Consider the following 24,925-nt stretch of genomic DNA (forward strand, 5'->3'; position numbering starts at 1 on the left):
GTGAACAAATATGTCCTTTATTGATGAAGAAAAGTATCGTATAAAACGTGCAGGTAAAAAGAAGCATAAAGGTATTGTCATTTCTAGCATAGCAGGAACAATTGTAGGGGCTTCATTATTTGCATTTGGGGCGCCTTTATTTTCGAATCATGCTGGCGCGCTTCCGCAAGCTGAAGCAAGTGGAAGTAACATGGCTGAAGCTCAAGGGATTAAACAGGTTAGCTTTGTAGACGCTGTTGATCGCGCTTCTGAAGCTGTTGTTGGTATTATTAATATTCAACGAGACAATTTTTCAGAGGCAGATTCAGAAGCCGGTACAGGATCTGGTGTCATTTATAAAAAGACAGATGGACAAGCTTACATTGTAACAAATAACCATGTCGTTGCTGGAGCAAATCGTATTGAAGTAAGTCTAAGTGACGGTAAGAAGGTCCCAGGGAAAGTATTAGGAACCGATGTAGTCACAGATTTAGCTGTACTAGAAATAGATGCGAAGCATGTGAAAAAAATAATTGAGATTGGCGATTCTAATAAAGTTCGTCGAGGAGAACCGGTCATTGCGATTGGAAATCCACTCGGACTGCAATTTTCGGGGACCGTTACACAAGGCATTATTTCAGCTAACGAGCGTATTGTTCCTGTAGACTTAGACCAAGATGGTCATTACGATTGGCAAGTAGAAGTATTACAAACAGATGCAGCGATTAATCCAGGTAATAGTGGTGGTGCACTTGTAAATGCGGCAGGACAATTAGTTGGTATTAACTCAATGAAAATTGCTGCAAAAGAAGTGGAAGGAATCGGATTAGCTATTCCGGTTACTAGAGCCGTTCCGATTATGAATGAACTTGAGAAGTACGGGAAAGTAAGAAGACCTTATGTTGGAATTGAACTTAGATCATTAAATGAGATTCCGAATTATTATTGGTCCAAAACATTACATTTACCAGGCAATGTAGCAGAGGGAGTTTGCATTTTAGATGTGAAAAGTCCTTCACCAGGCGCGGATGCTGGTTTGCGAGAACATGATGTTATTGTAGCGGTAGATGGAAAACCAGTAAACGATATTATTGGGTTCCGTACGGCCTTATATGATAAAAAAATTAATGATAAAATGACTCTTACGTTTTATCGTGGTACAAAAAGAGCAACAACAACGGTGAAATTAGGCATTCAAAAATATTAAAAACAGGAGGGCCTACCTCCTGTTTTCTATTGTAGAAAAGTGAGGTGAAGAATATGAATTTACCTTGTTGTTTAGAACATGTTGAATTAGCGTTAGATATTATTGTTGATGAATGTGAAGTTGCACCGGTTATTAACAATGTGGATAACTCAGAAAAAGATAAAAAAACATGTGAATTTTGTCAAAATGAGGCGACATATGTTGTATCGAACACAGATTCTCACACAATATGTGGGTAACATTTGTGGATATGTGGATAAGTTATGTGGATAACATGTTTGTAAGGTGGGGAATAAATGTGAATATCTCGATTATTTCAATCGGAAAATTAAAGGAAAAGTATTTAAAACAAGGTATAGCAGAATATTTAAAACGATTATCTGCGTACGCAAAAGTAGAAGTAATTGAATTGCCAGATGAAAAAGCACCAGAAAATTTAAGTGAAGCCGAAATGTTAATTGTAAAAGAAAAAGAAGGTATACGTATACTGGATAAAATTTCTGATGATACGCACGTGATCGCATTAGCGATAGAAGGAAAACAAAAGTCATCAGAAGAATTTGCAGTAAGCCTAGATCGTCTTGCTACATATGGAAAGAGTAAAGTTGCCTTTGTAATTGGTGGATCACTTGGACTAAGTTCAGAAGTAATGAAGCGTTCCAATGAATCTCTTTCTTTTTCGAAAATGACATTACCACACCAATTAATGCGATTAGTATTGCTTGAGCAAGTGTATAGAGCGTTTCGTATTAATCGTGGTGAACCATATCATAAGTAAATTTCCATTTGTATATAAAAAGAGTAAAAAAGACCATTGGATAAAAATCACCGATGGTCTTTTAAACATTAATAGGTGGTATGCAGATTTCCTAAAATAAGTATGTTTCTATTTCTAAAAAAGTATGCTGTAATATGAAGAGGAAAAAATTATAAGTAGTCAGAGAAGTGAGGAATTAAAGGTGAAGAAGTTTAAGAAGTTTTACTTAGAGATTACAAGTGTATGTAATCTTGCGTGCAGCTTTTGTCCGCCGACGGAAAGGCAGAAGCAATTCATTTCTGTGGAGGATTTTGCTAAAAGATTAGACCAAATTAAACCTCACACAGACTACATTTATTTGCACGTGAAGGGTGAGCCGTTGCTCCATCCAAAAATAGATCAACTGCTAGATTTAAGCCATGAAAAAGGATTTAAAGTTAATATTACAACGAACGGAACGTTAATTAATAAGAGAAGGCATAGACTGTTAAATAAGCCTGCTCTAAGACAAATGAACTTTTCCCTGCACAGTTTTGATGGACATCCAGGTTCGCAAGATAAAGAGGGCTATGTAAGAAGTATACTTGCCTTCATTAGGGAAGCAACAAGTCAATCAGATTTAATTGTTTCGCTAAGGTTATGGAATTTAACTCAGGATAATAAGACAAATGCTGAAATCCAGAAAAATAGAGAGCTATTATCCATAATTGAAAATGAGTTTGATCTGCCTTATCAAATTGAAGAGAAGCTTACACCAGGAAAAGGTATAAAAATTGCGGAACGTGTCTTTATTAATCAAGATTATGAATTTCAATGGCCGGCATTGCATGAAGAAGAGGATGATGGAAAAGGATTCTGTCATGGTCTTCGAAATCAAGCGGGTATTTTAGCAAATGGAACGGTTATTCCTTGCTGTTTAGACGGTGAAGGGATTATTAATCTTGGGAATATTAATAATGATTCATTTTCTAACATTATAGAAGGTGAAAGAGCAACAAACATTGTCGATGGATTTTCGAAAAGAGTTGCAGTCGAAGAGTTATGTAGGAAATGTGGATACCGTAAAAGATTTGGAAAGTAAATATGAAATAAGCCCTCATAAAGAAGCGAGGGCTTATTTTTTTATTCTTGATAAGAACGCTCTAATTCATCAATTAAGGAGCCAACGTAAGAAACAGCTTTACGGATTGCATCTGGTTTTGACATATCTACTCCGGCATGTTTCATTAATTCAAGTGGTTTCATTGTACCACCAGCGCGAAGTACATCTAACCAGCGATCAACGGCGGGCTGCCCTTCTTCTTTAATCATTTGGGCTACTGCGGTAGATGCAGTTAGACCTGCAGAATATGTGTAAGAATATAAGCCCATGTAATAATGAGGTTGGCGCATCCAAGTTAAGCCGGCACCTTCATCGATTTCTACAGAATCCCCCCAGAATGTAGAAAGGACATTTGTTTTTATTTCGGTTAAACTTTTAGCTGTAAGTGCTTGTCCTTCTTCTGCTAGAGTATATACTCTTCGTTGGTATTCGCCCTCAAGTAAGTGAGTAACAAAGTTATGATAATATGTGCCAAGTAGTTGTAGAATGACCCATCTGCGCATTCTCTTATCGTTAGTTGTTGCAAGTAAATGTTGGGCTAGTAATAATTCATTCATTGTTGATGGTGCTTCAACAAAGTACATAGATGGACGTACATTCATAATGCGCTGGTTTTTATTTGCTAAATAAAAATGCCCAGCATGACCAAATTCATGTGCTAATGTGAAGCATCCGCGCATCGTATTTTGCCATGTAATTAAAATATATGGATGAGAACCATATGGACTTGAACAAAATGCTCCTGTTGATTTGCCTACATTATCTGCAAGATCTACCCATCTTTCTTTGAAGCCTTTTTCGATAATGGAACTATATTCATCTCCTAATACTTTTAAAGAATCTTGAATGAGTTTGCCTGCTTCTTCGTAAGTAATTGCTGGATTAAATTCAGGATCTAAAGGTGCATGTAAGTCGCAGAAAAGCATTTGATCGAGTCCTAATACTTTCTTTTTTAAATCTGCAAAACGGCGCATATGAGGCGCTAATTCTTTATAAATAATATCAAGTTGATTGTTATACATTTCAAGTGGAACTTTTTGCGGCTCTAAAAGCATATGAGTAACGGATTCATATTTGCGTAAACGAGAAAGTGTCACTTGTTTTTTTACTTCAGTAGCATATGTTGTGGCAACTGTATTTTTATATCGCTTCAAAGTGGAAACAAACGATTCATATGCTTTTCTACGTATGTATGCGCTTGGAGAGAATTCATAATTGCTTTCAAATAATGCAAATGACAAAGGGAATTCGTTTCCTTGTTCGTCTTGTATAGGATTGAAATCCATATCGGCCAATTTAGTCATGCCGTAAATTTTGTATGGAGAACTATGAACTTCGCCAAGTGCAGCAAGTGCTTCTTCTGTTTCAGGTGAAAGAGTGTGCTGCCTTTTGCTCAGCACTTCTAGTAATGATTTACGAAAAGGGTTGAGTTTTATCTCCTCAATTAAATATTTTTCAATCGTGCCTTCTTCAAATGAGAGAATTTCATTATGAATAAAGGATAGTGCTGTATGTACTTTCGTTCCTAGAGCAGAAACTTTGGAAGAGTTCGCTTGAATAACTGGATCTGTCCGATCAGCAGATTCTTTTAGGTTTGCATATGAGCTCAGTTTTGTTAATTTCATTAAAAGCTCTTCCTCTATAAGTAAGCAATTTAGTAAAGTAGTGGAGCTAGTATGCAAGCGTCCTTTAAATGCACCAAGTTTCTGTATATCATTTTCTAATACGTTTAATGCAGCGTGCCACTCGGCATCAGATTTATACAAATCAGAAAGATCCCATGTTAGTTCAGTAGGAACTTCTGCGCGAATAAGGCGATTTTCAATTACATTTTTCATTTATTATAGCCCCCTTATTTTAAGTATTTAAAAATATGATACTAGAAAATTCAGTAAAATAAAAATATTTAACGGTTTTATACATAAAAAAGAAGGACAGGCATACACATGCTTGTCCTTCGAGCTCAATATAAGAATTAATATACTTTATCACCGTTGAAAATAGAGTTTTTCACGACAACATAATCTACAGTACGAATAGCATCTAATTTTGTTCCACCAGCGTAAGAGATAGAAGATTGAAGATCTTGTTCCATTTCGATTAAAGTGTCTTCTAAAGAACCTTTATGCTCCACGAACATTTTCTTACCTTCAACGTTTTTCTTCTCACCTTTTTGGAATTCAGAAGCTGAACCGAAGTATTCTTTATAAAGCTTTCCATCTTTTTCGATTGTTTCCCCTGGAGACTCTTCATGACCAGCGAATAGAGAACCGACCATAACCATAGTTGCCCCAAATCGAATAGATTTAGCTACATCACCGTGTGTACGAATACCACCGTCAGCAATAATCGGCTTACTTGCAGCTTTTGCACACCAGCGAAGTGCAGCTAACTGCCAACCACCAGTTCCAAAGCCTGTTTTAATTTTAGTAATACAAACTTTACCGGGTCCAATACCAACTTTTGTTGCGTCAGCGCCAGCGTGTTCTAATTCTCTTACCGCTTCTGGAGTTCCAACGTTTCCAGCGATAACAAAGCTTTCTGGTAAATGTTTTTTAATATGTTGAATCATGTTGATCACAGCATTAGAGTGACCGTGTGCGATATCGATTGTAATGTATTCAGGTGAAAGTTGCTCAGCGGCTAATTGTTGTACGAATTCGTATTCGTCTTCTTTAACACCAACGCTGATTGAAGCAATTAATCCACGTGATTGCATATCTCTAATGAATGAGATTCGTTTCTCTGGTTGGAAACGATGCATGATATAGAAGTAATTATTTTCAGCTAAATAAGTTGCGATTCTTTCATCTATAATCGTTTGCATATTTGCAGGTACGACAGGTAATTTAAATTTATGTTTTCCTAAAGTGACAGTTGTATCACATTCAGATCGACTGTTTACAATGCATTTTGCAGGAATTAATTGAATATCTTCATAGTCAAATACGTTTTCCATCATTTACACCCCTAAAATACGAATATTTTATTTGTTTCGTTTGAAAATGTTCGTCCAAAGGATAATTTACATTATTTTCACTAATAAGTCAAAGGTTTTAATGTTTATATAAAAAAATTAAGTTGATTTAAGTCTACTGTAGGTTTATATCGTCAAAATTTGTTTTAACATAACATGATTTAATGTAAAATTATGTGTGGTATAGGAAAAATCAAATATGTAAATTTAGGAGAGCTGTTAATGAAACGATTAGTGTATATGGACTGGTTGCGTGTGTTAGCGACAATCGCAGTAGTTACAATTCATGTCTCCGCTGGTTATGTTTCCACATTGGATGCAAATAACGTTTCGCGTTGGTTGTCTGGGAATCTTTTTGAGTCACTTTCACGCGCTAGCGTTCCAATCTTTGTGATGATTAGTGGAGCTTTATTATTAAAGGGTACGAAAGATATTTCTATTGGAGAATTTATACAGAAACGTGCAAGTAAGGTAATTATACCTTTTGTAGCTTGGAGTGTTTTATTTTATTTATACGGAGCTTATGCAGGATATTTCCCGCGTTCTATAAAACAGGGGATAAAATATTTTCTAACAGATAGTATTGGTGGACATTTATGGTTCATGTACATGATTGTAGGGATATACTTAATTACACCTTTACTGAAAATTTTTGTGAAGAATGCTCAAAAGAAAGAGATAGAGTATTTTTTAATTTTATGGTTATATGCATCTGTTGTCGTTAATTTGGCAAAATATTATTATCCTATCAACTTTAATATTGAATTATTTTACGTTACAAATTATGTAGGCTATTTCCTTCTTGGTTATTATTTATCCAATTATGATATTGTGAAAAAGTGGAGGAATTTGGCTTACATTGGAGGAATTGTAGGATTTATTATTACATTCTTTGTTACATATTATTATACAGTTCAGGCAAACGGACAATTGGATCAGTTTTGGTATGGATACTTTTCTCCAGGTGTTGTACTTATGGCGATTAGTTTATTTGTATTTTTCAAATATTCTTTCGGAAATTCAGAAAGAAAATTACCATTTGTATTACGCGGTATAAATCAAGCGAGCCTTGGTATTTATATCCTTCACTATTTCTTATTAAATAACTATCTGTACAGAGTATTTCCAAAGGTGAATGAACATGCACATGCAATATTGGCAATACCTATTAATGTAACAATCACAATTGTTCTTAGTATGGTAATTACTTTAGTATTGCAAAGAATACCAGTTGTAAAAAAATTAGTTCCATAAAAGATGAATACAATTTAGAGGGGCAGACTTATAATTAAGGCTGTCCTTTATTATTTAAGAATTATACGTAGATAAATTGAAACTTAAATGAATTGAAAACATTGATTTAATATAGTATCTTGGTATAACTTGACGTTAGATATGGAGAGTATAGTTATTTAAATATAAAATTCAAATGAGGTTAGTATATGAGTAAAAAGGAATTTAGTAATTATGCATTAAGTAAAGAAATAATACGAGCACTTACTGGTTTAGGATATGAACATCCAACAGAAGTGCAAGGAGAGGTTATTCCAGTTGCATTGAAAAAGAAGGATCTTGTTGTAAAATCGCAAACTGGAAGTGGAAAAACAGCTTCATTCGGTATTCCACTTTGTGAAATGGTGGAATGGGAAGAGAATAAGCCACAAGCATTAGTTTTGACGCCGACGAGAGAACTTGCTGTTCAAGTGAAAGAAGATATTACGAATATAGGCCGCTTCAAAAGAATTAAGGCTGCGGCCGTTTATGGTAAGTCTCCATTTGCACGTCAAAAATTAGAGTTAAAACAAAAGACACATATCGTAGTAGGGACTCCTGGCCGTGTGTTAGATCATATTGAAAAAGGTACCCTTTCTTTAGAATGTCTGAAGTATTTAGTCATTGATGAAGCAGATGAAATGCTAAATATGGGCTTTATTGATCAAGTAGAGGCAATTATTGATGAATTACCTACAAAGCGAATGACAATGCTATTTTCGGCAACACTTCCAGAAGATGTTGAAAAGTTATCCCGTACGTATATGGATTCGCCAACGCATATTGAAATTAAGGCTGCCGGGATTACCACAGACAAAATTGAACATACACTTTTTGAGACGAGAGAAGAGGAGAAGCTTTCACTTCTTAAAGATGTAACAACAATTGAGAATCCAGATAGTTGTATTATTTTTTGCCGTACACAAGAAAATGTAGATCACGTATTTAGACAGTTAAACCGTGTTAACTATCCTTGTGACAAAATACATGGTGGTATGGTGCAAGAAGATCGTTTTGAAGTTATGGACGATTTTAGAAAAGGAAAGTTCCGTTATTTAGTAGCGACAGACGTAGCTGCTAGAGGAATTGATATTGATAATATTACACATGTTATTAACTATGATATTCCGTTAGAAAAAGAAAGTTATGTACATCGTACGGGAAGAACGGGACGAGCTGGCAATAAAGGAAAAGCTATTACATTCATAACTCCGTATGAAAATAGATTTTTAGAAGAAATTGAGGCGTACATCGGCTTTGAAATTCCAAAGGCATATGCACCTTCAAAAGAAGAGGTTATGAAAGGGAAGGCAGTATTTGAGGAAAAAATACATGCTAAACCAATTATAAAGAAAGATAAAAGTGCAGACTTAAACAAAGGGATTATGAAGCTGTACTTTAATGGTGGGAAGAAAAAGAAAATTAGAGCGGTAGATTTTGTCGGCACAATTGCTAAAATTAAAGGTGTTACAGCAGAAGATATAGGAATTATTACGATACAGGACAATGTTTCTTACGTTGAAATATTAAATGGAAAAGGACCAATTGTTTTAAAGACCATGAAAAATACAACGATTAAAGGGAAACAATTAAAAGTCCATGAAGCAATTAAGTAAATAAAAAAACTATCCACTGTAACAGGTGGATAGTTTTTTTATTTACGATTCTTTTAAATCGTCCACTAACTTCTCTGCCAATCGTCTGTACATATTACTCATCGTCACGAAGGATGTTAGTAATAAAAACTTTTCTAGCTTTTGATCTTCTAAGGAGGAAATCTCATTTACTTCCCTAATACGGTTATTTACGTCCTGGTTAAAGGTTTCCACATTGGTTTCAGTAAGAGCAAGATAATCTTTATAGAGAGTATTTAATTCGAATGTATCATCGTTTAGTAAAGGTACATTTATATTTTCTAAGGAGCTTTTTATGTCATTAATGGAAAGGGCTCCTTTTAATTGGTAAATCAAGCTAATTAAAATCATATGCTCTTTTGAATACTTTTTATTTTTAATAGGGATGAATAGTTTCCCTTTTGCGTAATTGTTAATCATTGTTTTTGTTAATACTTTTTCATCATCAGTTCTTGTTGTATCCGCATAAGTATTCTCAAATAGTTGAACAACTTGGTCTACATATAAGTCGACATTTGGGATATCCTCAAGTTTAATATTTTTTTCTAAATGTAATGATTCAAGTAATTTATTTATATTTTCCACGTAAAACCCCTCACTTTTATAACTTAGTGGAACTGAATGTTTAGTATATCTTTAAATATGGTATTACGAAACAAGTGAATTGTAAATGTTGACTAGTATAAATAATGTGTATATAATTACATGTAGTTATTAAAACTACATGTAATTATATGAGGGGTGTTTATATGAATGCTTATGTAAGAGAACCGGTTAATGCATTTACTCACTTAGGAGGAGCTGTATTAGCATTTATTGCATTATTAGCCATGCTTGTGAAAGTTTCTGTTAAGATGCCATCTTTTGCTGCAATTACAGCTGTTATTTTATTCGGTATTGGGATGATGGTCCTTTATATGGCATCAGCTGTGTATCATAGTGTTGTAGCCAGTGAACGTGTTATTTATTTCTTTAGGAAGTTAGATCATTCTATGATTTTTATATTAATTGCAGGTACATATGCACCCTTTTGCTTAATTACATTAAGTTCGGCAAATGGTTTACTACTATTTTGTTTGGTTTATGCAACTGCGATTTGTGGTATTGTTTTTAAAATGTTTTGGTTTAATTGCCCAAGATGGTTATCGACAGGAATTTATCTTCTGATGGGTTGGTTAATTGTTCTATTCTTTGCACCGCTAGCTGAGAATTTAAGTACAGGAGGTATCCTTTTCTTAATACTTGGAGGTATTTTTTATACAATTGGTGGGTTTATTTACGGTGCTAAGCCAAAATGGTTGGAGTTTAAATATATGGGACACCATGAAATTTTTCATGTTTTCGTATTATTAGGAAGCCTGGCACACTTTTTAAGTGTATATTGTTACGTAATTTAACAAATCAGAACGTTTGGATAGCTTTTACTAAAATTTTTGGGTAATAAAAAATGATATAGAAAAATATAGATGTTGAAGAGCTACATAACTTAAAGGTTATGTAGCTTTTTATATAAAAGAAAATTTAAAATATTTAGAATTTATATCTTGGAATATGATAGGATAGATGTGTATTGAGATTATAAAATTTTATAATTGATGATAAGTGGGGGACTATATATATGGCGATACTTATAACGGGTGGAGCAGGATATATTGGTAGTCATACGTGTATAGAATTATTAAATAATAATTATAAAATTATAGTCGTAGATAATCTTTCAAATAGTTCAATAGAGTCTTTAAACCGAGTAAAAGAAATAACAGGGAAACAATTTAAATTTTATAATGAAAGTGTTTTAAATCGTGAAAAAATGAATGAGATTTTTTTGGAAAATAACATTGAAGCAGTTATTCATTTTGCTGGCTTCAAAGCAGTTGGGGAATCTACTACAATTCCGCTTACATATTATTATAATAATATTATAAGTACGATTATATTATGTGATGTAATGCAAAAACATAATGTGAAAAAATTTATTTTTAGTTCGTCTGCAACTGTATATGGAATTCCAAAAACATCACCAATTACGGAAGAATTTCCATTAAGCGTGACAAATCCATATGGGCAAACAAAGTTAATGATAGAGCAAATTATGCGTGATGTTGCAAAAGCTGATGGTGAATGGAGTATCGCGTTACTTCGTTATTTCAACCCATTTGGGGCGCATCAAAGTGGTCGTATTGGAGAAGATCCAAATGGGATTCCTAATAATTTAATGCCATATGTAACACAAGTAGCGGTAGGGAAGTTAAAGGAATTAAATATATTTGGAAATGACTATCCAACAAAAGACGGGACAGGTGTTCGTGATTATATTCACGTTGTTGACCTTGCAAAAGGACATGTAAAGGCACTTGAGAAAGTGCTTGAAACTACAGGAATAGATGCATATAACCTTGGTACAGGGAAAGGGTATAGTGTATTGGAGATGGTTAATGCTTTTGAGAAGGTTTCGGGCAAAAAAATACCGTATAAAATTATCGGGCGTCGTCCTGGGGACGTAGCGATATGTTTTGCTGATGTATCTAAAGCGAAGCGAGAATTAGGATGGGAAGCGGAATATGGATTAGAAGAAATGTGTTTAGATTCTTGGAGATGGCAGGTAAATAATAAAAATGGCTATCAAATGATTTAAGGAGGATACTTTATTTTTATTGTATTTATGTATAATAAAGGAACCAAAGGTCAGTAATAGTTTTCGTTGAGGAAAAGAAAATGAAAGAGAGTATTACTGACCATAGCACTTCAATAGGAATTTAATCTATTGAATGCTTTTATAAATTGGTGATTTGGAAAGAGAACTTAATGAATTCGAACAAGTTGTTTATGATATACGGTATTACCTTCTTGGCTTGCGTATGGCGGTATGCTTCGTCCAAAACAATTTGCGATAATATTGGAGTGGCTAGGATAAGAAATACGAATTTCATACAAGTCAACAGCGTCACCTAAATCAGCATAAAAAACTGCTAAGTTGTTCCCTTGTAAAATATATGGAAATACTACTTCCGCATTTTCACCAATTAGTACAGGTAATTTTACAGGATTAGAATAGTTAGACCAATCCCAAACCTCTATACTTACATAGTGTGCGTAAAATGCATCTAAATTTACAATGTTTACTACTGCTGAAACAGTTGCAGGCTCTCTTGTTAATACACCTGTGGAGTGAAAAACAGGTTGATTTGGATAATGAAGAGGCATAAATATCAAACCTTCCTTAAAATGATATGATTGTACTATATTTTATGCTAGGCATTAGTAGAATGAGATAGGGAAAATGTATCATTCTATTCATTTTTTATAGAAATTAAAAACGTATGATTGAAAAGTATTCCAACACTTGTATCCTTGTTTGAGTCCGTTTATAATCAAGGAATCCTATTGCATATTTTGATAGGGTTATTTATTATTGAAAGCGTTTTAAGTTTGCTCTTTTTTAAGGTAGGAAGTCTGACTTATTCAGATGAAAAATTATGTATGTAGTTTTAAATGGGAAGAAAAATAATATAGGTATCACTTTAAAGTGTGGGGAGGTTAAAAGTGTGAAAAGATAAGATTTTCACACGAATATATATGGGTTATGTAGGATTATTACTTTCAGGTGCAGCTTTATTTTTAAATAGTCTTGTTATATTAGGAAAAGCAGAGATGAAAAGCGCAGGTGTTTTTAATTTATTTGTGGGGGCATTACAAATTATCATTCCGTTCTATTTGATTATGATTTCTGATCAAAGTAATTGGACGGTATATTCATATGCAGCTACCTTTTTATTTGGATTAACCTATTTATATGTAGGTGTTACTTTTATAAAGGGAATGGATAGTAGTGGTCTAGGATGGTTCTGTATTTGGGTAGCGATTATTGCTTTATTCTATATGGTCGTTTCATTTGTTCAATTCAACGATGTTGTTAATGCGTTAACATGGTTTATGTGGGCATTACTTTGGTATTTATTCTTTGTATTAAATACACAAAAAAAGAATATCAATCAATATCTTGGAAGAATTGCTTTCGTACAATCATGGGTAACATTGACACTGCCTTCACTCTTTTATTTTATGGGAGTTTGGGGAGAGGGATTTGTATATGAACTATGGGTTTATGTATCAGTAATTTCTATTTTATATTTCTGTTATTGTATTTTTAAATATCGAGTACGTTAATGCGTCATATGTAGAAAAAACATGGAATCGTTAAACTGATTCCATGTTTTTTTATTTTAGCATTTATAATAAGGGAGGTAGTATTTTACAATTTATGAAAACGGTGATGATGAAGGTGAAAAAAGTATTGGTACTAGGGGGAACAAGATTTTTTGGTAAACATTTAGTAGAAGTGCTGTTGCAAGTTGGACATGATGTAACGATTGCGACGAGGGGAGTTACTAAAGATTCCTTTGGAAGTGCAGTAAAAAGAATCATCGTAGATAGAGAAGACGAAAAAGAACTAGCAAAGCGTTTAGAAGGTAAAAGTTATGATATTGTATACGATAATTTATGCTATAGCTCAAATGCAGCGAAGAGAGCATGTGAAGTGTTAAAAGGAAAAACTAAGAAGTATATTATGACATCTTCAATGGCTGTCTATGAGCCTGCGCTAGGTCTGTTAGAAGAGGACTTTAATCCATATGAGTATGCAATCACGTATGGAGATAGGAATGATTTTAATTATAGTGAAGGTAAGAGATTAGCTGAGGCAGTTGTATTTCAACATGCAGCATTCCCAGTTGTTGCAGTGCGTTTTCCAGTTGTTATTGGAGAAAATGATTATACGAAAAGATTACAATTTTACGTTGAACATGTTGTGAAACAAGAGCCTATCGTTGTGGATCATGTAGATGGAGATTTGGCATTTATACATGAGAAAGAAGCAGGAGAGTTTTTAGCTTGGTGTGGGATGGAAAACATAGAAGGGCCGATTAATGCTTGTAGCAACGGGGTAGTTTCTACCAGAGAAGTTATTCGTTTCATAGAAGAAAATACGGGGATAAAAGCTCTCATTCAAGAAGTAGGAGATAATAAAGCGCCTTATAATGAAGTAATTAATTGTACGTTACATAATGAAAAGGCTCGTGAATTGGGATTTCCATTCCGAGAGTTGAAACTAGAAATGAAAAATATTTTACGCCATTACATAAATACAATGAAGTAATCATAAATCCCCCGGTGGCAATCCGGGGGATTCTGGAGGATTTCGACAATACTGATTTTACATTACCAAATTTACCTTATACGCACGACTAATGTTTTTGTGATTGAATTGCTTGTAAATATTTCTCGTTTACCCGGTCCCAGTTCACTGTATGCCACCAGTTGGTAACAAACTCTGGGCGCCGATTTTGATACTTTAAATAATAGGCATGTTCCCATACATCAATGACGAGTAACGGGATCTTCCCTTCTTGCAAAGGTGTATCTTGATTCGGTGTACTCATAACAGAAAGTTCTTCACCGTCAAGAACAAGCCATCCATATCCACTTCCAAAACGACTAATGGCCGCTTTGGACAGTTGGTCTTTTAAGTTGTCAAAGGTATTGAAATAATAATCAATTCCTTTTGCAACGTCTCCATTAGGATCGCCGCCACCTCGAGGGCTCATCACTTCCCAAAAAAGACTATGACAATAATGACCACCACCGTTATTTCTAACTGCTGTAATAATTTCCATTGGTAAATCATCCAAATTACATAGTAACTCTTCTAAAGATTTATTATGTAATTCAGTATAATTTTCTAAAGTAGCATTTAAATTGTTTACATATGTCGCATGGTGCTTTCCGTGATGGATAGAAAGTGTATTGCTATCAATATATGGCTCTAATTCATCATAGTCATATGAAAGTTTTGGCAATTGAAATGAAGACATAATATTACCTCCTTTCTAGTTTAAAAGTTGGCCTAGGTAAAAATATTTTACCTGAGTCAAAAATACACTTATTTTTCATAGAAGTCAAGAGGGATTTCTATAATTTTCTGAAAATATTACAATAAAAGTAACACTTTCACTTTCGTTTGTGACTATTATCCTTTTTGCTTATACTGTAAATTAGTAGCGTTTGTTGAAATAGAAGGAGATTGTTTATGAGTAAAACGAAACAATTAATAGAGGAAGCGAGTAATTTTATTACTACTTGCTATAAAGAGCTTAATAAAGAGCAATTCATAGAAGAGCGTATAAAAGAAATTCACATGGAAATAGAGAGAACGGGAACGTATGAGCATACATTTGAAGAACTTGTTCATGGTTCGCGAATGGCATGGCGTAATAGTAATAGATGTATTGGAAGGTTATTCTGGAGTAAGATGCACATATTAGATGCACGTGAAGTGAATGATGAAGAAGGTGTATATAATGCGTTAATTCATCACATTAAATATGCAACGAACGACGGGAAAGTTAAACCGACAATTACAATTTTTAAGCAATATGAAAGTGAAGAAAATAATATACGAATTTATAATCATCAATTAATTCGATATGCAGGATATAAAACAGAAATGGGAGTAATCGGTGATTCTCATTCCGCTACATTTACGGATTTTTGTCAGGAACTTGGCTGGCAAGGAGAAGGTACGAATTTTGATGTATTACCGCTTGTATTTTCTGTTGATGGAAAAGAGCCTATATATAAAGAAATTCCAAAAGAAGAAGTAAAAGAAGTACCAATTGAGCATCCAGATTACCCAATCTCATCTTTAGAAGTGAAATGGTATGGAGTGCCGATGATTTCAGATATGCGTTTAGAGATTGGTGGTATTTCTTATACGGCAGCTCCGTTTAATGGATGGTATATGGGGACGGAAATTGGAGCTCGGAACTTAGCTGATCAGGATCGTTATAATTTACTTCCAGCAGTTGCAGAAATGATGAATTTAGATACATCAAGAAATAGCACGTTATGGAAAGACAAGGCATTAATTGAGTTGAACATTGCTGTATTATATTCATTTAAAAAACAAGGAATTAGTATTGTTGACCACCATACTGCTGCACAACAATTTCAGCAATTTGAGAAGCAAGAAGCTGCCTGTGGTCGCGTTGTAACAGGAAATTGGGTATGGTTAATACCGCCATTATCGCCAGCTGCCACTCATATTTATCATAAACCGTATCCGAATGATATTTTGAAGCCAAATTTCTTTCATAAATAATATTTAGTATAGGGGGGATTTCCTGTAAAATATAAAATTTTTTTAATTACTGTTATGTAGCAAATGGAAGCCTTTACTCTCGGTTATTTTTGGCAGGAGCTTTTTGAACCAGGGAGTTCCTTATGTTATAATCAAATTTCTGTTTCGAAGACCTTATAGACATATAAGGTCTTTTGTTTTGCTTTTTTATGTAAGAGGAATAGAATATTTCTTTTAAATAAGGGGTTTAGCATATTTTTAGGGACAACATAAGTATGTGGAAAATTGATGAATTATTATATTTATATAATAATTGTGTTTTGGATTTAAACAAGAAAACATAATAAAGTTGTTTTTTTAGATTGCTGAGGAAGGAGGATGTGTAAATGAGGATGAAGAATCAAAAAACAGATTGGCCTGTATTTCTTATTAGTGGTGGTTCGCTTTTATTATTTGTAATCGCAGTTTTCTTAAATAAAGGTTATGTAGAGGGAGCTATTAATCGCAGTTTTGCATTTTCAATTAAGTACTTCGGGGCTTTTTGGCAGATTTTATTGTTAGGTACATTTATTGTTGCGATGTGTATGGCATTCTCGAAATATGGGAAGGTCAAACTAGGTAATTTAGAAAAACCTGAGATTAGTACGGCAAAGTGGCTTGCTATTATTATGTCTACACTACTTGCCGGAGGTGGCGTTTTTTGGGCAGCGGCAGAGCCAATGTACCATTTGATGACGGTGCCACCAATACATGAAGGTATATCTGCTGGAACGAAAGAAGCAGTCATGCCTGCTTTAGCACAAAGTTATATGCATTGGGGATTTTTAGCTTGGACGATTTTAGGTACAATTAGTGCGGTAGTTATGATGTATGGACATTATCATAAAGGTATGCCGTTAAAACCTCGTACGCTTTTATATCCTATTTTTGGAGAGAAATTGCGAAAGAGTTTGCTTGGAACGATGATTGATGCATTTGCAATTATTGCAGTAGCTGCAGGAACAATTGGTCCGATCGGATTTTTAGGCTTGCAAGCAAGTTATGGCTTACAAGCATTATTCGGAATTTCCGACGTGTTTACTACTCAATTAGCAATTATTATTTGTGTGGTAGTTGTTTCTACTATATCTGCGGTAACGGGTATTGATAAAGGGATTCAAATAATAAGTGATTTAAATGTTAAACTAGCGATTTTATTGATGGTGTTTGTGTTATTCTTTGGACCAGGTGGATTTATTATTGATTCATTTGTTTCTTCGTTTGGGTTTTATATAAATGAGTTTATACCAATGAGCACATACCGCGGGGATACAGGTTGGTTAGGATCTTGGACAATCTTTTTCTGGGGATGGTTTATTGGATATGGACCAATGATGGCAATTTTAGTAAGTCGAATTTCAAGAGGAAGAACGATTCGCGAAATCATCGTTGCAATTGGAATTATTGCACCTATTATTACAACGTTCTGGTTCACTATATTGGGGGGATCGGGTGTATTTTATGAATTAATGAAGCCTGGATCTATCTCGAACGCTTTAAGTGAATCTGGTATGCCAGCAGCTATGATTGCAATTACAGAGCAACTGCCACTATCTAATATTATTGGACCGGCATTTCTTTTATTAACGATTTTATTTGTAGTAACAACAGGAGATTCAATGGCTTATTCCATTTCAATGGCAGTGACTGGAGATGGAGATCCTAGAATTAGCTTGCGAATTTTTTGGTCGCTTATTATGGGAGCAGTTGCAGCAATTCTTTTATATATGGGAGAAGGAAGCATTAATGCATTACAATCTTTCATTGTAGTGACAGCTGTTCCGGTATCAATTTTGTTATTCCCGATGCTGTGGCTGGCACCTAAAGTTGCAGGAGAATTAGCATTGAAGCAAGGCATTGTACAAGAAAAAGATAAAACTGCTTTCTTATTCCAGAAAGCTAGTAAATCAAAATAAATGATAAATAAACACTGAAAAGAGGAAGCATTTTAAATGAGATGCTTCCTCTTTTTCGTTTAGTCTAATACTTTTCCCTTTGTTTCTGGCACACATAATAACATTGTAATTAATCCGATTGGATAGATGATGAAAATTAAGGATAATGCTCCAAGTAAATTTCCGCCTGTAGCGAGTAAACCGATAATAACAGGGCCAAATCCAGCTAAACCACGTCCTGTACCGAAAATAAAGTTTTCCGCTGTAGAGCGAGCTTCGGCGGGATAGTTTTCAGCTAAAATGGCTCCGAATCCGCCCATCATTCCATTTGCAAAGAATCCGAGCAATGCACTTCCCCATAATAATAATGTTGAATCTGTGAATAGGAAGAAGTAAATAAGACAGTATATAGTACCACCGATATAATAGATTGCAAAAGTTTTACGACGACCAATTTTATCAGCCAGAATACCAAAGGTTGCAATTCCAATGAGCATGCCAATCGTAGAGATGAACATCCAACCGCTCGCCTTTGCTAATGTATAGTTATATTTATTTGCTAAAATAGTTGGCATCCATGTGAAAATCCCATAATATCCGAAGTTCTGGATAAACGACATAATAATAAGACCAATTGTTGTTATTGTTACTTTTTTATTTGCAAATAACTTTTTAAGTGGGAATTTTTTTAGTTGTTTTAGATGTTCTGCTTCAGTAGTTGTTAAAATACCATCAGCTTCTTTTTGTAACAATTCCTTTTTGTAGCGTTGTTTTTGCTCCCATATTTTCGGTTCACTTAAACTTTTACGTACATAAACAGCTAGTAAAGCTGGAATTAGTCCGAATAAGAAAACAGCTCTCCATCCAAAATACGGGACAATAAATGCTGGAAGAAGTGAAGCTACTAAAACACCAAATTGCCATCCAAGTGCAACGACCGATGTTGCCTTAGCACGCATTTCTTTTGACCATGTTTCAGTTACGATGGCCATTCCAATTCCGAATTCACCACCAACTCCCATTCCAACTAAAAAGCGAAGAATTAATAATTGCCAGTAATCTGCTGCGAAATAAATGAGTGCTGTTGCTAGTGAAAATAGTAAGATGGTGAAGGCCATTGTACGGATACGACCAAATAAATCAGCGATAAACCCAAATAAATAAGAACCAATTAGCATACCAATTGTCGTAGCTAATGTTAAGTTCCCACCTTCAACAGGGCTTAAATGAAACTCTTTTAAAATATAGACGAGTACGAAAGATAAGAGCAGCATATCTAAACCTTCTGCGGCGTATCCTAGTGCAGAACCAAACAGTGTTTTATATCTTTTCTCTTTCGTCTCCTCTGTTGTTTGTACATCAGTGGTGATGTTCATTATTATTCCTCCTTATTTTCTTCTACAGTCGCTATGGAAGAATAACAAAAGGCCTTCTCACCTGATATGATGAGAAGGCCCAAAAAGCATACGTATCTCTAAAAAAGAACATACGTATATAGTATTCCGACTTCCTTCTCAACCTCACGGGGTTGGGTTAAAGGACTGTATGATATTACTTTATTTTTAGCACTCTTCTATTACATTGTCAAATAAAGAGGAGATTTCCATGTGTAAAATATTTCAAAAAACATTTCATTCTTCTTGACGCCTACTTCGTTATTTTCCCATAATAAAACTAACTAAATAAAAAGGAATGAATCAAAGATGTTAAATTTAGTACTCATGATGATTGAACGCGTCGGACTTATCGTTATTTTAGGATTTTTACTCTCTCATATTAAAACGTTTAGGCGCCTTCTCCATAGGCAGGACGGATATGTAGATAAGCTTAAGCTTATTTGTATTTTTTCTGTGTTTACAATTGTAAGCAATTACACCGGTATTGAAATAGCAGGAAATACGATTATGAATGAAAATTGGCTACAAGGTGTTTCTTCATCAAGTACCATTGCGAATACACGTATTATGGGTGTGGGTATTAGTGGTTTACTTGGTGGACCAATCGTAGGAGTTGGGGTAGGAGTTATCGCTGGTATTCATCGTTATATGCTCGGTGGTACGACAGCGCTAAGTTGTGCAATTTCTTCTATTTTAGCAGGGATTATAACAGGGTATATCGGATACATTTTCAAAAAATATAACCGTACAATTACACCTAAGTTTTCAGCAATTTTAAGTGTTGTTATCGTTTCTTTAGAAATGATTATGATCCTATTAATTGTAGAGGATGGAATTAGTATTGTGAAAACAATTGCGATACCAATGATCCTTGTAAATAGTTTTGGAAGTTTTATTTTACTTTCTATGATACAAGCTATTTTGCGTCAGGAAGAGAACGCAAAGGCACTTCAGACCCATAAGGTATTACGTATTGCTGATAAAACGTTACCGTATTTTCGCCAAGGCTTAACAGAAGAATCGTGTAAGCATGTGGCACAAATTATTCACCGCTTTACAGGAACAGATGCGGTATCCTTAACAGATACAGAGAAAATATTAGCTCATGTTGGATTAGCATCAGATCACCATATTCCTTCACATAGTTTAATAACTGGTTTATCGAAAGAAGTGTTAAACACAGGGAAAATAATGAAAGCAAAATCACGTGAGGTTATTAATTGTCAACATGAAGGTTGTCCCTTGCAAGCGGCGATCGTTATTCCACTCACTTCACATGGAAATACGATAGGGACATTAAAACTGTATTTCAAAAATCCTAACCAATTAAGTCGTGTGGAAGAGGAATTAGCAGAAGGGTTGGCAAAAATATTCTCTACACAACTTGAATTAGGTGAAGCTGAATTGCAAAGCAAATTATTGCAAGATGCGGAGATAAAAGCATTACAAGCACAAATTAACCCGCACTTTTTATTTAATGCGATTAATACAGTATCAGCTTTATGCCGAACCGATGTAGAAAAAGCAAGGAAGTTATTATTACAGCTTAGTGTGTATTTCCGCTGTAATTTGCAAGGGGCACGTCAGTTATTGATTCCACTAGAACAAGAATTAAACCATGTACAGGCATACTTATCACTAGAACAAGCAAGGTTCCCAAATAAGTATGGAGTAAAGCTGTATATTGAGGAAGAGCTAAAGACAACTCTAGTACCACCATTTGTTCTTCAATTATTGGTTGAAAATGCATTGCGGCACGCTTTTCCAAAGAAACAACCAGTATGCGAAGTAGAAGTGCATGTGTTTGAAAGAGAAGGTATGGTTCACTTTGAAGTGAGGGATAATGGGCAGGGAATTGAGATAGAACGTTTAGAACAATTAGGGAAAATGGTAGTTTCATCAAAGAAAGGGACTGGAACAGCTTTATATAATATTAATGAACGTCTAGTCGGTTTATTTGGGAAAGACACGATGCTTCATATTGAAAGTGAATTAAATAAGGGGACGGAGGTTACCTTTATAATTCCAAAAAAAGTAGGGGAGGAAGAACGGGTTGTTAAAAGTATTAGTAGTTGATGATGAGATGTTAGCACGTGATGAGCTAAAATATTTATTAGAAAGAACGAAAGAAGTTGAGATAATTGGTGAGGCTGATTGTGTGGAAGACGCATTAGAGGAACTAATGAACCATAAACCAGATATTGTATTTCTGGATATTCAATTATCCGATGATAATGGATTTGAAATCGCAAATATATTAAAAAAGATGAAAAATCCTCCTGCGATTGTATTTGCAACGGCCTATGATCAATACGCATTACAAGCATTTGAAGTAGATGCGTTAGATTATATTTTAAAACCATTCGATGAAGAACGCATTGTACAGACATTGAAGAAATATAAAAAGCAAAAACAAGCGAAAATAGAAACGAAGCAAGAAATAAAGGGGACAGATGTAACAGCAGAGATGCATAAATTAGCATTGCCAATTGAGGAATCAATCGTACTTGTAAATATTGAAGATATTATATATGTAGGACTCGTAGATGGGAAAGTAACAGTAAAAACAATGAGGGAAACATATGTAACACACGATACACTTGTAATTTTGGAAAAGAAGTTACCACAAACAAGTTTTATGCGTGTTCATCGTAGTTTTATTGCAAATATTAATCATATTACAGAAGTGCAGCCGTGGTTCAATTCTACTTATAATTTAATTATGAAAGAAGGATCAAAAGTACCTGTTAGCCGTACATATGCAAAAGAACTTAAAAAGCTGCTTCGTATTTAAGAAGCAGCTTTTGTATTTCATCCTCTTATTTTTGTAACTGATTCTGTATATGTGACGCTCTGTTTTGTAAACGCTTACCAAAACGTGTACATCTTATACAATAAAGGTACCAAATCGAAAGAGGTGGCCAAAATGAGTACGAAAAAAGTATATAGTTTTTTATCACAAGCATTCATATTCTCAGCTATTATGTTAATTTCTAATATTATTGCAACACATTTACCAATTCCGATGCCTTCATCGGTAATCGGGTTAGTCATTTTATTTAGTCTATTATGCTTAAAAGTTATTAAATTAGAGCAGGTTGAATCACTCGGAACAGCTTTAACAGGTATTATCGGATTCCTTTTCGTCCCATCAGGTATTTCAGTTATTAATTCTCTTGGTGTAATGGGACAATATTTTGTACAAATACTAACTGTAATTGTTGTCGCAACAATTATTTTACTCGCTGTAACAGGGTTATTTGCACAATTTATTTTAGGAAAAGATGACAAAGAAACAAAAGATACAAAAGAATTGAAAGTAGTCAATAAAGGACGCAAGCACGGAAAAGTTGCGTAACCATTTTAGTATATATTGTTAGGGGGTAATGAACATGGCAAGTACAATGACTCCATATTTCGGAATCGTCGTTTCATTAATCGCATACGGAATCGGCACATTATTATTTAAGCACTCAAAAGGATTCTTCTTATTTACACCGTTATTCGTGGCAATGGTATTAGGGATTGTCTTTCTAAAGGTAGGTAATTTTACTTTTGAAGAATATAATACTGGCGGAAAAATGATTAGTTTCTTCTTAGAGCCAGCAACAATCGCATTTGCCATTCCATTATATAAACAAGTTGATAAGTTAAAAAAATATTGGTGGCAAATTTTATCGGCTATCGTGGTTGGATCTATTTGTTCAGTAATTGTCGTATTCATTGTAGCAAAGGCAATTGGTTTAGATACAGCAGTAATGAATTCAATGTTACCACAGGCAGCAACAACAGCAATTGCATTACCAATCTCTGAAAGTATTGGTGGTATTCCAGCCATAACATCGTTTGCAGTTATTTTTAACGCAGTTATCGTATACGCATTAGGAGCATTATTTTTAAAAACATTTAGAGTGAAACATCCAATTGCGAAAGGTCTAGCACTTGGAACAGCAGGTCATGCATTAGGTGTTGCGGTAGGAATTGAAATGGGTGAAGTAGAGGCAGCTATGGCAAGTATTGCTGTAACAGTAGTTGGGGTTGTAACAGTTGTCGTCATACCGATGTTCATGCCATTCATTGGATAGTAAAACTTACTTAAAAAATGAGAAAAGCAAGCTATTTGTAGGACACATTCCTACTGATGGCTTGCTTTTTATGTTACAGTAGTGGTAAGACCTATTGTTAGCAAAATGCAAGTTTCCTTAAATCTTCATTAATACTGTGTAGAATACGTTTTGAATTAGGTCATTGTATTGTAAAATAAGAAGTAAGCTACTGTATGGTTTTAGGAATTATATGATAGCTCATCTTCATATGAATGAATAAATTATAGGTAGAAAATAGAGAGAAATCTACTTATTAACGTTTTACTTTATAGGACAGGAGAGAGTACTCGTCGATTATGCAAATAAAAAACCTGTTTCAAAGCAAAGGATTTCAGAGGTTACTCGTATTAGTAATACTTGCTCTCGTGTTATATGGGTTGCAAAGTATGTTGAATTTAATATTAATTACGTTTATTCTTACGTATTTAATGGATCGATTCCAAAAGTTTATTTCTCGCAAATTAGATAATTTTATGCCCATTAATCGAAAACTCATTATAGCATTTCTATACGTAATGTTAATTGGTGGAATTGCTATTACACTATTTAAATATTTACCAGTATTAACGATACAAATTTCACAATTGATTTATCAATTTAACGTATTTTTAAGAAATCCACCGGATAGTGAATTGATTAAGTATGCGGTTAATGCTGTCAATCATATGGAACTTTCGAAATATGTAGGACAAGGCGTAGACATTTTGTATAAATCTATTACGAATGTTGGGAAGTTCGGTCTTCAAGTTTTACTTTCTTTAATTTTAAGTTTATTTTTCTTGTTGGAAAAGGCCCGTATCGTTGCTTTTACTGCAAAGTTTAAAGAAAGCAGGCTTGCAATTTTCTATCATGAAATTGAGTACTTCGGAAAGAAATTTGCACGTTCATTTGGAAAAGTAATTGAAGCACAATTTTTAATTGCGGTTGTTAACTGTGTTTTATCTGTTATTGCATTATGGATATTAGGATTTCCACAATTATTAGGTTTAGCGTTAATGATCTTCTTACTTGGTTTAATTCCAGTAGCTGGGGTTATTATTTCGTTATTCCCGCTTTGTATGATTGCTTACAATATCGGCGGTATTATGTACGTTGTTTATATTTTAATTATCGTAACAGTTATTCATGCACTTGAAAGTTACGTATTGAATCCGAAGTTTATGTCCCAAAAAACAAATTTACCGATTTTCTATACGTTTATGGTATTAATATTCTCAGAGCACTTTTTAGGTGTGTGGGGACTTATTATCGGTATTCCGATCTTCATTTTCTTATTAGATGTTTTAGATGTAACGAGTGATGAAATGGAGAGGGATATTGAAAAAAATAGAGTGAAGTAAAGAAAAAGCATCGATATTCGATGCTTTTTCTTTTATAACATTATGTTTCTTATGCCATACTGTAAGAAGAATATAGAATAGGGGT

The 24,925-nt window shown here is 34.3% G+C and carries 23 protein-coding genes; 17 read left to right on the forward strand and 6 right to left on the reverse strand.

What is annotated here, in order from left to right; genetic code table 11:
• Positions 1-10 precede the first annotated feature (10 nt).
• From A6J74_RS17175 to A6J74_RS17190, 4 genes are all read left to right on the forward strand, one after another.
• Positions 11-1,186, forward strand: a complete 1,176-nt coding sequence (locus A6J74_RS17175) for a S1C family serine protease (RefSeq protein WP_000008023.1) — start codon at positions 11-13, stop codon at positions 1,184-1,186.
• A gap of 53 nt (positions 1,187-1,239) precedes the next feature.
• Positions 1,240-1,425, forward strand: a complete 186-nt coding sequence (locus A6J74_RS17180) for a CxxH/CxxC protein (RefSeq protein ID WP_001052826.1) — start codon at positions 1,240-1,242, stop codon at positions 1,423-1,425.
• Between the two features lie 59 nt (positions 1,426-1,484).
• Positions 1,485-1,964: a 23S rRNA (pseudouridine(1915)-N(3))-methyltransferase RlmH gene (gene rlmH, locus A6J74_RS17185; RefSeq protein ID WP_001027003.1), complete on the forward strand. Its 480-nt coding sequence runs from the start codon at positions 1,485-1,487 to the stop codon at positions 1,962-1,964.
• Between the two features lie 181 nt (positions 1,965-2,145).
• On the forward strand, positions 2,146-3,024 hold the full coding sequence (locus A6J74_RS17190; RefSeq protein WP_000713626.1) for a radical SAM/SPASM domain-containing protein: 879 nt from the start codon (positions 2,146-2,148) through the stop codon (positions 3,022-3,024).
• Positions 3,025-3,065: 41 nt separating this feature from the next.
• Here A6J74_RS17190 and pepF read toward each other — a convergent pair whose 3' ends face one another.
• On the reverse strand, positions 3,066-4,883 hold the full coding sequence (pepF, locus tag A6J74_RS17195; protein WP_000800001.1) for an oligoendopeptidase F: 1,818 nt from the start codon (positions 4,881-4,883) through the stop codon (positions 3,066-3,068).
• A 137-nt stretch (positions 4,884-5,020) separates the two neighbouring features.
• Positions 5,021-6,004 carry a GMP reductase gene (guaC, locus tag A6J74_RS17200; protein ID WP_000432439.1) on the reverse strand — a complete coding sequence of 328 codons (984 nt, stop codon included), beginning with the start codon at positions 6,002-6,004 and terminating at the stop codon, positions 5,021-5,023.
• Between the two features lie 240 nt (positions 6,005-6,244).
• Here guaC and A6J74_RS17205 point away from each other — a divergent pair, with 240 nt between their 5' ends.
• Positions 6,245-7,276, forward strand: coding sequence for an acyltransferase (locus A6J74_RS17205; RefSeq protein ID WP_000827026.1), 1,032 nt, complete (start codon positions 6,245-6,247; stop codon positions 7,274-7,276).
• 188 nt (positions 7,277-7,464) lie between these two features.
• Positions 7,465-8,910: an ATP-dependent RNA helicase DbpA gene (dbpA, locus tag A6J74_RS17210; RefSeq protein WP_000037208.1), complete on the forward strand. Its 1,446-nt coding sequence runs from the start codon at positions 7,465-7,467 to the stop codon at positions 8,908-8,910.
• A gap of 42 nt (positions 8,911-8,952) precedes the next feature.
• Here the strand turns inward: dbpA and A6J74_RS17215 are convergent, their stop codons facing one another.
• Entirely contained in the window at positions 8,953-9,513 is a 561-nt protein-coding gene (locus A6J74_RS17215) for a DUF1836 domain-containing protein (RefSeq protein ID WP_000427895.1), read from the reverse strand.
• A 164-nt stretch (positions 9,514-9,677) separates the two neighbouring features.
• On the opposite strand from A6J74_RS17215, the gene trhA reads away from it, so the two are divergent.
• Together trhA and galE are read left to right on the forward strand one after the other, a co-directional pair.
• Complete coding sequence (gene trhA / locus A6J74_RS17220) at positions 9,678-10,325, forward strand: PAQR family membrane homeostasis protein TrhA (protein ID WP_000995370.1); 648 nt, start codon at positions 9,678-9,680, stop codon at positions 10,323-10,325.
• 221 nt (positions 10,326-10,546) lie between these two features.
• Entirely contained in the window at positions 10,547-11,563 is a 1,017-nt protein-coding gene (galE, locus tag A6J74_RS17225) for a UDP-glucose 4-epimerase GalE (protein ID WP_000996154.1), read from the forward strand.
• A 167-nt stretch (positions 11,564-11,730) separates the two neighbouring features.
• Here the strand turns inward: galE and A6J74_RS17230 are convergent, their stop codons facing one another.
• Entirely contained in the window at positions 11,731-12,132 is a 402-nt protein-coding gene (locus tag A6J74_RS17230) for a hypothetical protein (RefSeq protein ID WP_001128273.1), read from the reverse strand.
• Positions 12,133-12,504: 372 nt separating this feature from the next.
• Between A6J74_RS17230 and A6J74_RS17240 the strand changes: the two genes are divergently transcribed.
• Positions 12,505-13,095: an AmiS/UreI family transporter gene (locus tag A6J74_RS17240; protein WP_000542573.1), complete on the forward strand. Its 591-nt coding sequence runs from the start codon at positions 12,505-12,507 to the stop codon at positions 13,093-13,095.
• Positions 13,096-13,189: 94 nt separating this feature from the next.
• Entirely contained in the window at positions 13,190-14,083 is an 894-nt protein-coding gene (locus tag A6J74_RS17245) for an NAD-dependent epimerase/dehydratase family protein (protein ID WP_000859782.1), read from the forward strand.
• 88 nt (positions 14,084-14,171) lie between these two features.
• On the opposite strand, the gene sodA is transcribed toward A6J74_RS17245, so the two are convergent.
• Positions 14,172-14,798, reverse strand: coding sequence for a superoxide dismutase [Mn] (sodA, locus tag A6J74_RS17250; protein ID WP_000094062.1), 627 nt, complete (start codon positions 14,796-14,798; stop codon positions 14,172-14,174).
• 215 nt (positions 14,799-15,013) lie between these two features.
• Between sodA and A6J74_RS17260 the strand changes: the two genes are divergently transcribed.
• Positions 15,014-16,084 (forward strand): nitric oxide synthase oxygenase, encoded by a 1,071-nt coding sequence (locus A6J74_RS17260; protein ID WP_000047638.1) that lies wholly within the window; start codon positions 15,014-15,016, stop codon positions 16,082-16,084.
• Between the two features lie 365 nt (positions 16,085-16,449).
• Complete coding sequence (locus A6J74_RS17265) at positions 16,450-18,018, forward strand: BCCT family transporter (protein ID WP_001242403.1); 1,569 nt, start codon at positions 16,450-16,452, stop codon at positions 18,016-18,018.
• A 59-nt stretch (positions 18,019-18,077) separates the two neighbouring features.
• On the opposite strand, the gene A6J74_RS17270 is transcribed toward A6J74_RS17265, so the two are convergent.
• Positions 18,078-19,373 (reverse strand): MFS transporter, encoded by a 1,296-nt coding sequence (locus tag A6J74_RS17270; protein WP_001028012.1) that lies wholly within the window; start codon positions 19,371-19,373, stop codon positions 18,078-18,080.
• A 327-nt stretch (positions 19,374-19,700) separates the two neighbouring features.
• Between A6J74_RS17270 and lytS the strand changes: the two genes are divergently transcribed.
• From lytS to A6J74_RS17295, 5 genes are all read left to right on the forward strand, one after another.
• The gene (gene lytS / locus A6J74_RS17275; RefSeq protein WP_000933603.1) at positions 19,701-21,470 is read left to right on the forward strand and encodes a two-component system sensor histidine kinase LytS; all 1,770 of its coding nucleotides are present in this window, start codon (positions 19,701-19,703) and stop codon (positions 21,468-21,470) included.
• Positions 21,448-22,188: a LytR/AlgR family response regulator transcription factor gene (locus tag A6J74_RS17280; RefSeq protein WP_000921837.1), complete on the forward strand. Its 741-nt coding sequence runs from the start codon at positions 21,448-21,450 to the stop codon at positions 22,186-22,188. The genes lytS and A6J74_RS17280 overlap by 23 nt, the downstream gene beginning before the upstream one ends.
• 132 nt (positions 22,189-22,320) lie before the next feature.
• Positions 22,321-22,752 carry an antiholin-like murein hydrolase modulator LrgA gene (gene lrgA / locus A6J74_RS17285; protein WP_000104898.1) on the forward strand — a complete coding sequence of 144 codons (432 nt, stop codon included), beginning with the start codon at positions 22,321-22,323 and terminating at the stop codon, positions 22,750-22,752.
• Between the two features lie 34 nt (positions 22,753-22,786).
• The gene (gene lrgB / locus A6J74_RS17290) at positions 22,787-23,479 is read left to right on the forward strand and encodes an antiholin-like protein LrgB (protein WP_000168869.1); all 693 of its coding nucleotides are present in this window, start codon (positions 22,787-22,789) and stop codon (positions 23,477-23,479) included.
• Between the two features lie 317 nt (positions 23,480-23,796).
• Positions 23,797-24,840, forward strand: a complete 1,044-nt coding sequence (locus A6J74_RS17295; RefSeq protein ID WP_001166022.1) for an AI-2E family transporter — start codon at positions 23,797-23,799, stop codon at positions 24,838-24,840.
• Positions 24,841-24,925 lie beyond the last annotated feature (85 nt).

The organism is Bacillus sp. FDAARGOS_235, assembly GCF_002073415.2.
Taxonomy (GTDB): Bacteria; Bacillota; Bacilli; order Bacillales; family Bacillaceae_G; genus Bacillus_A; species Bacillus_A toyonensis.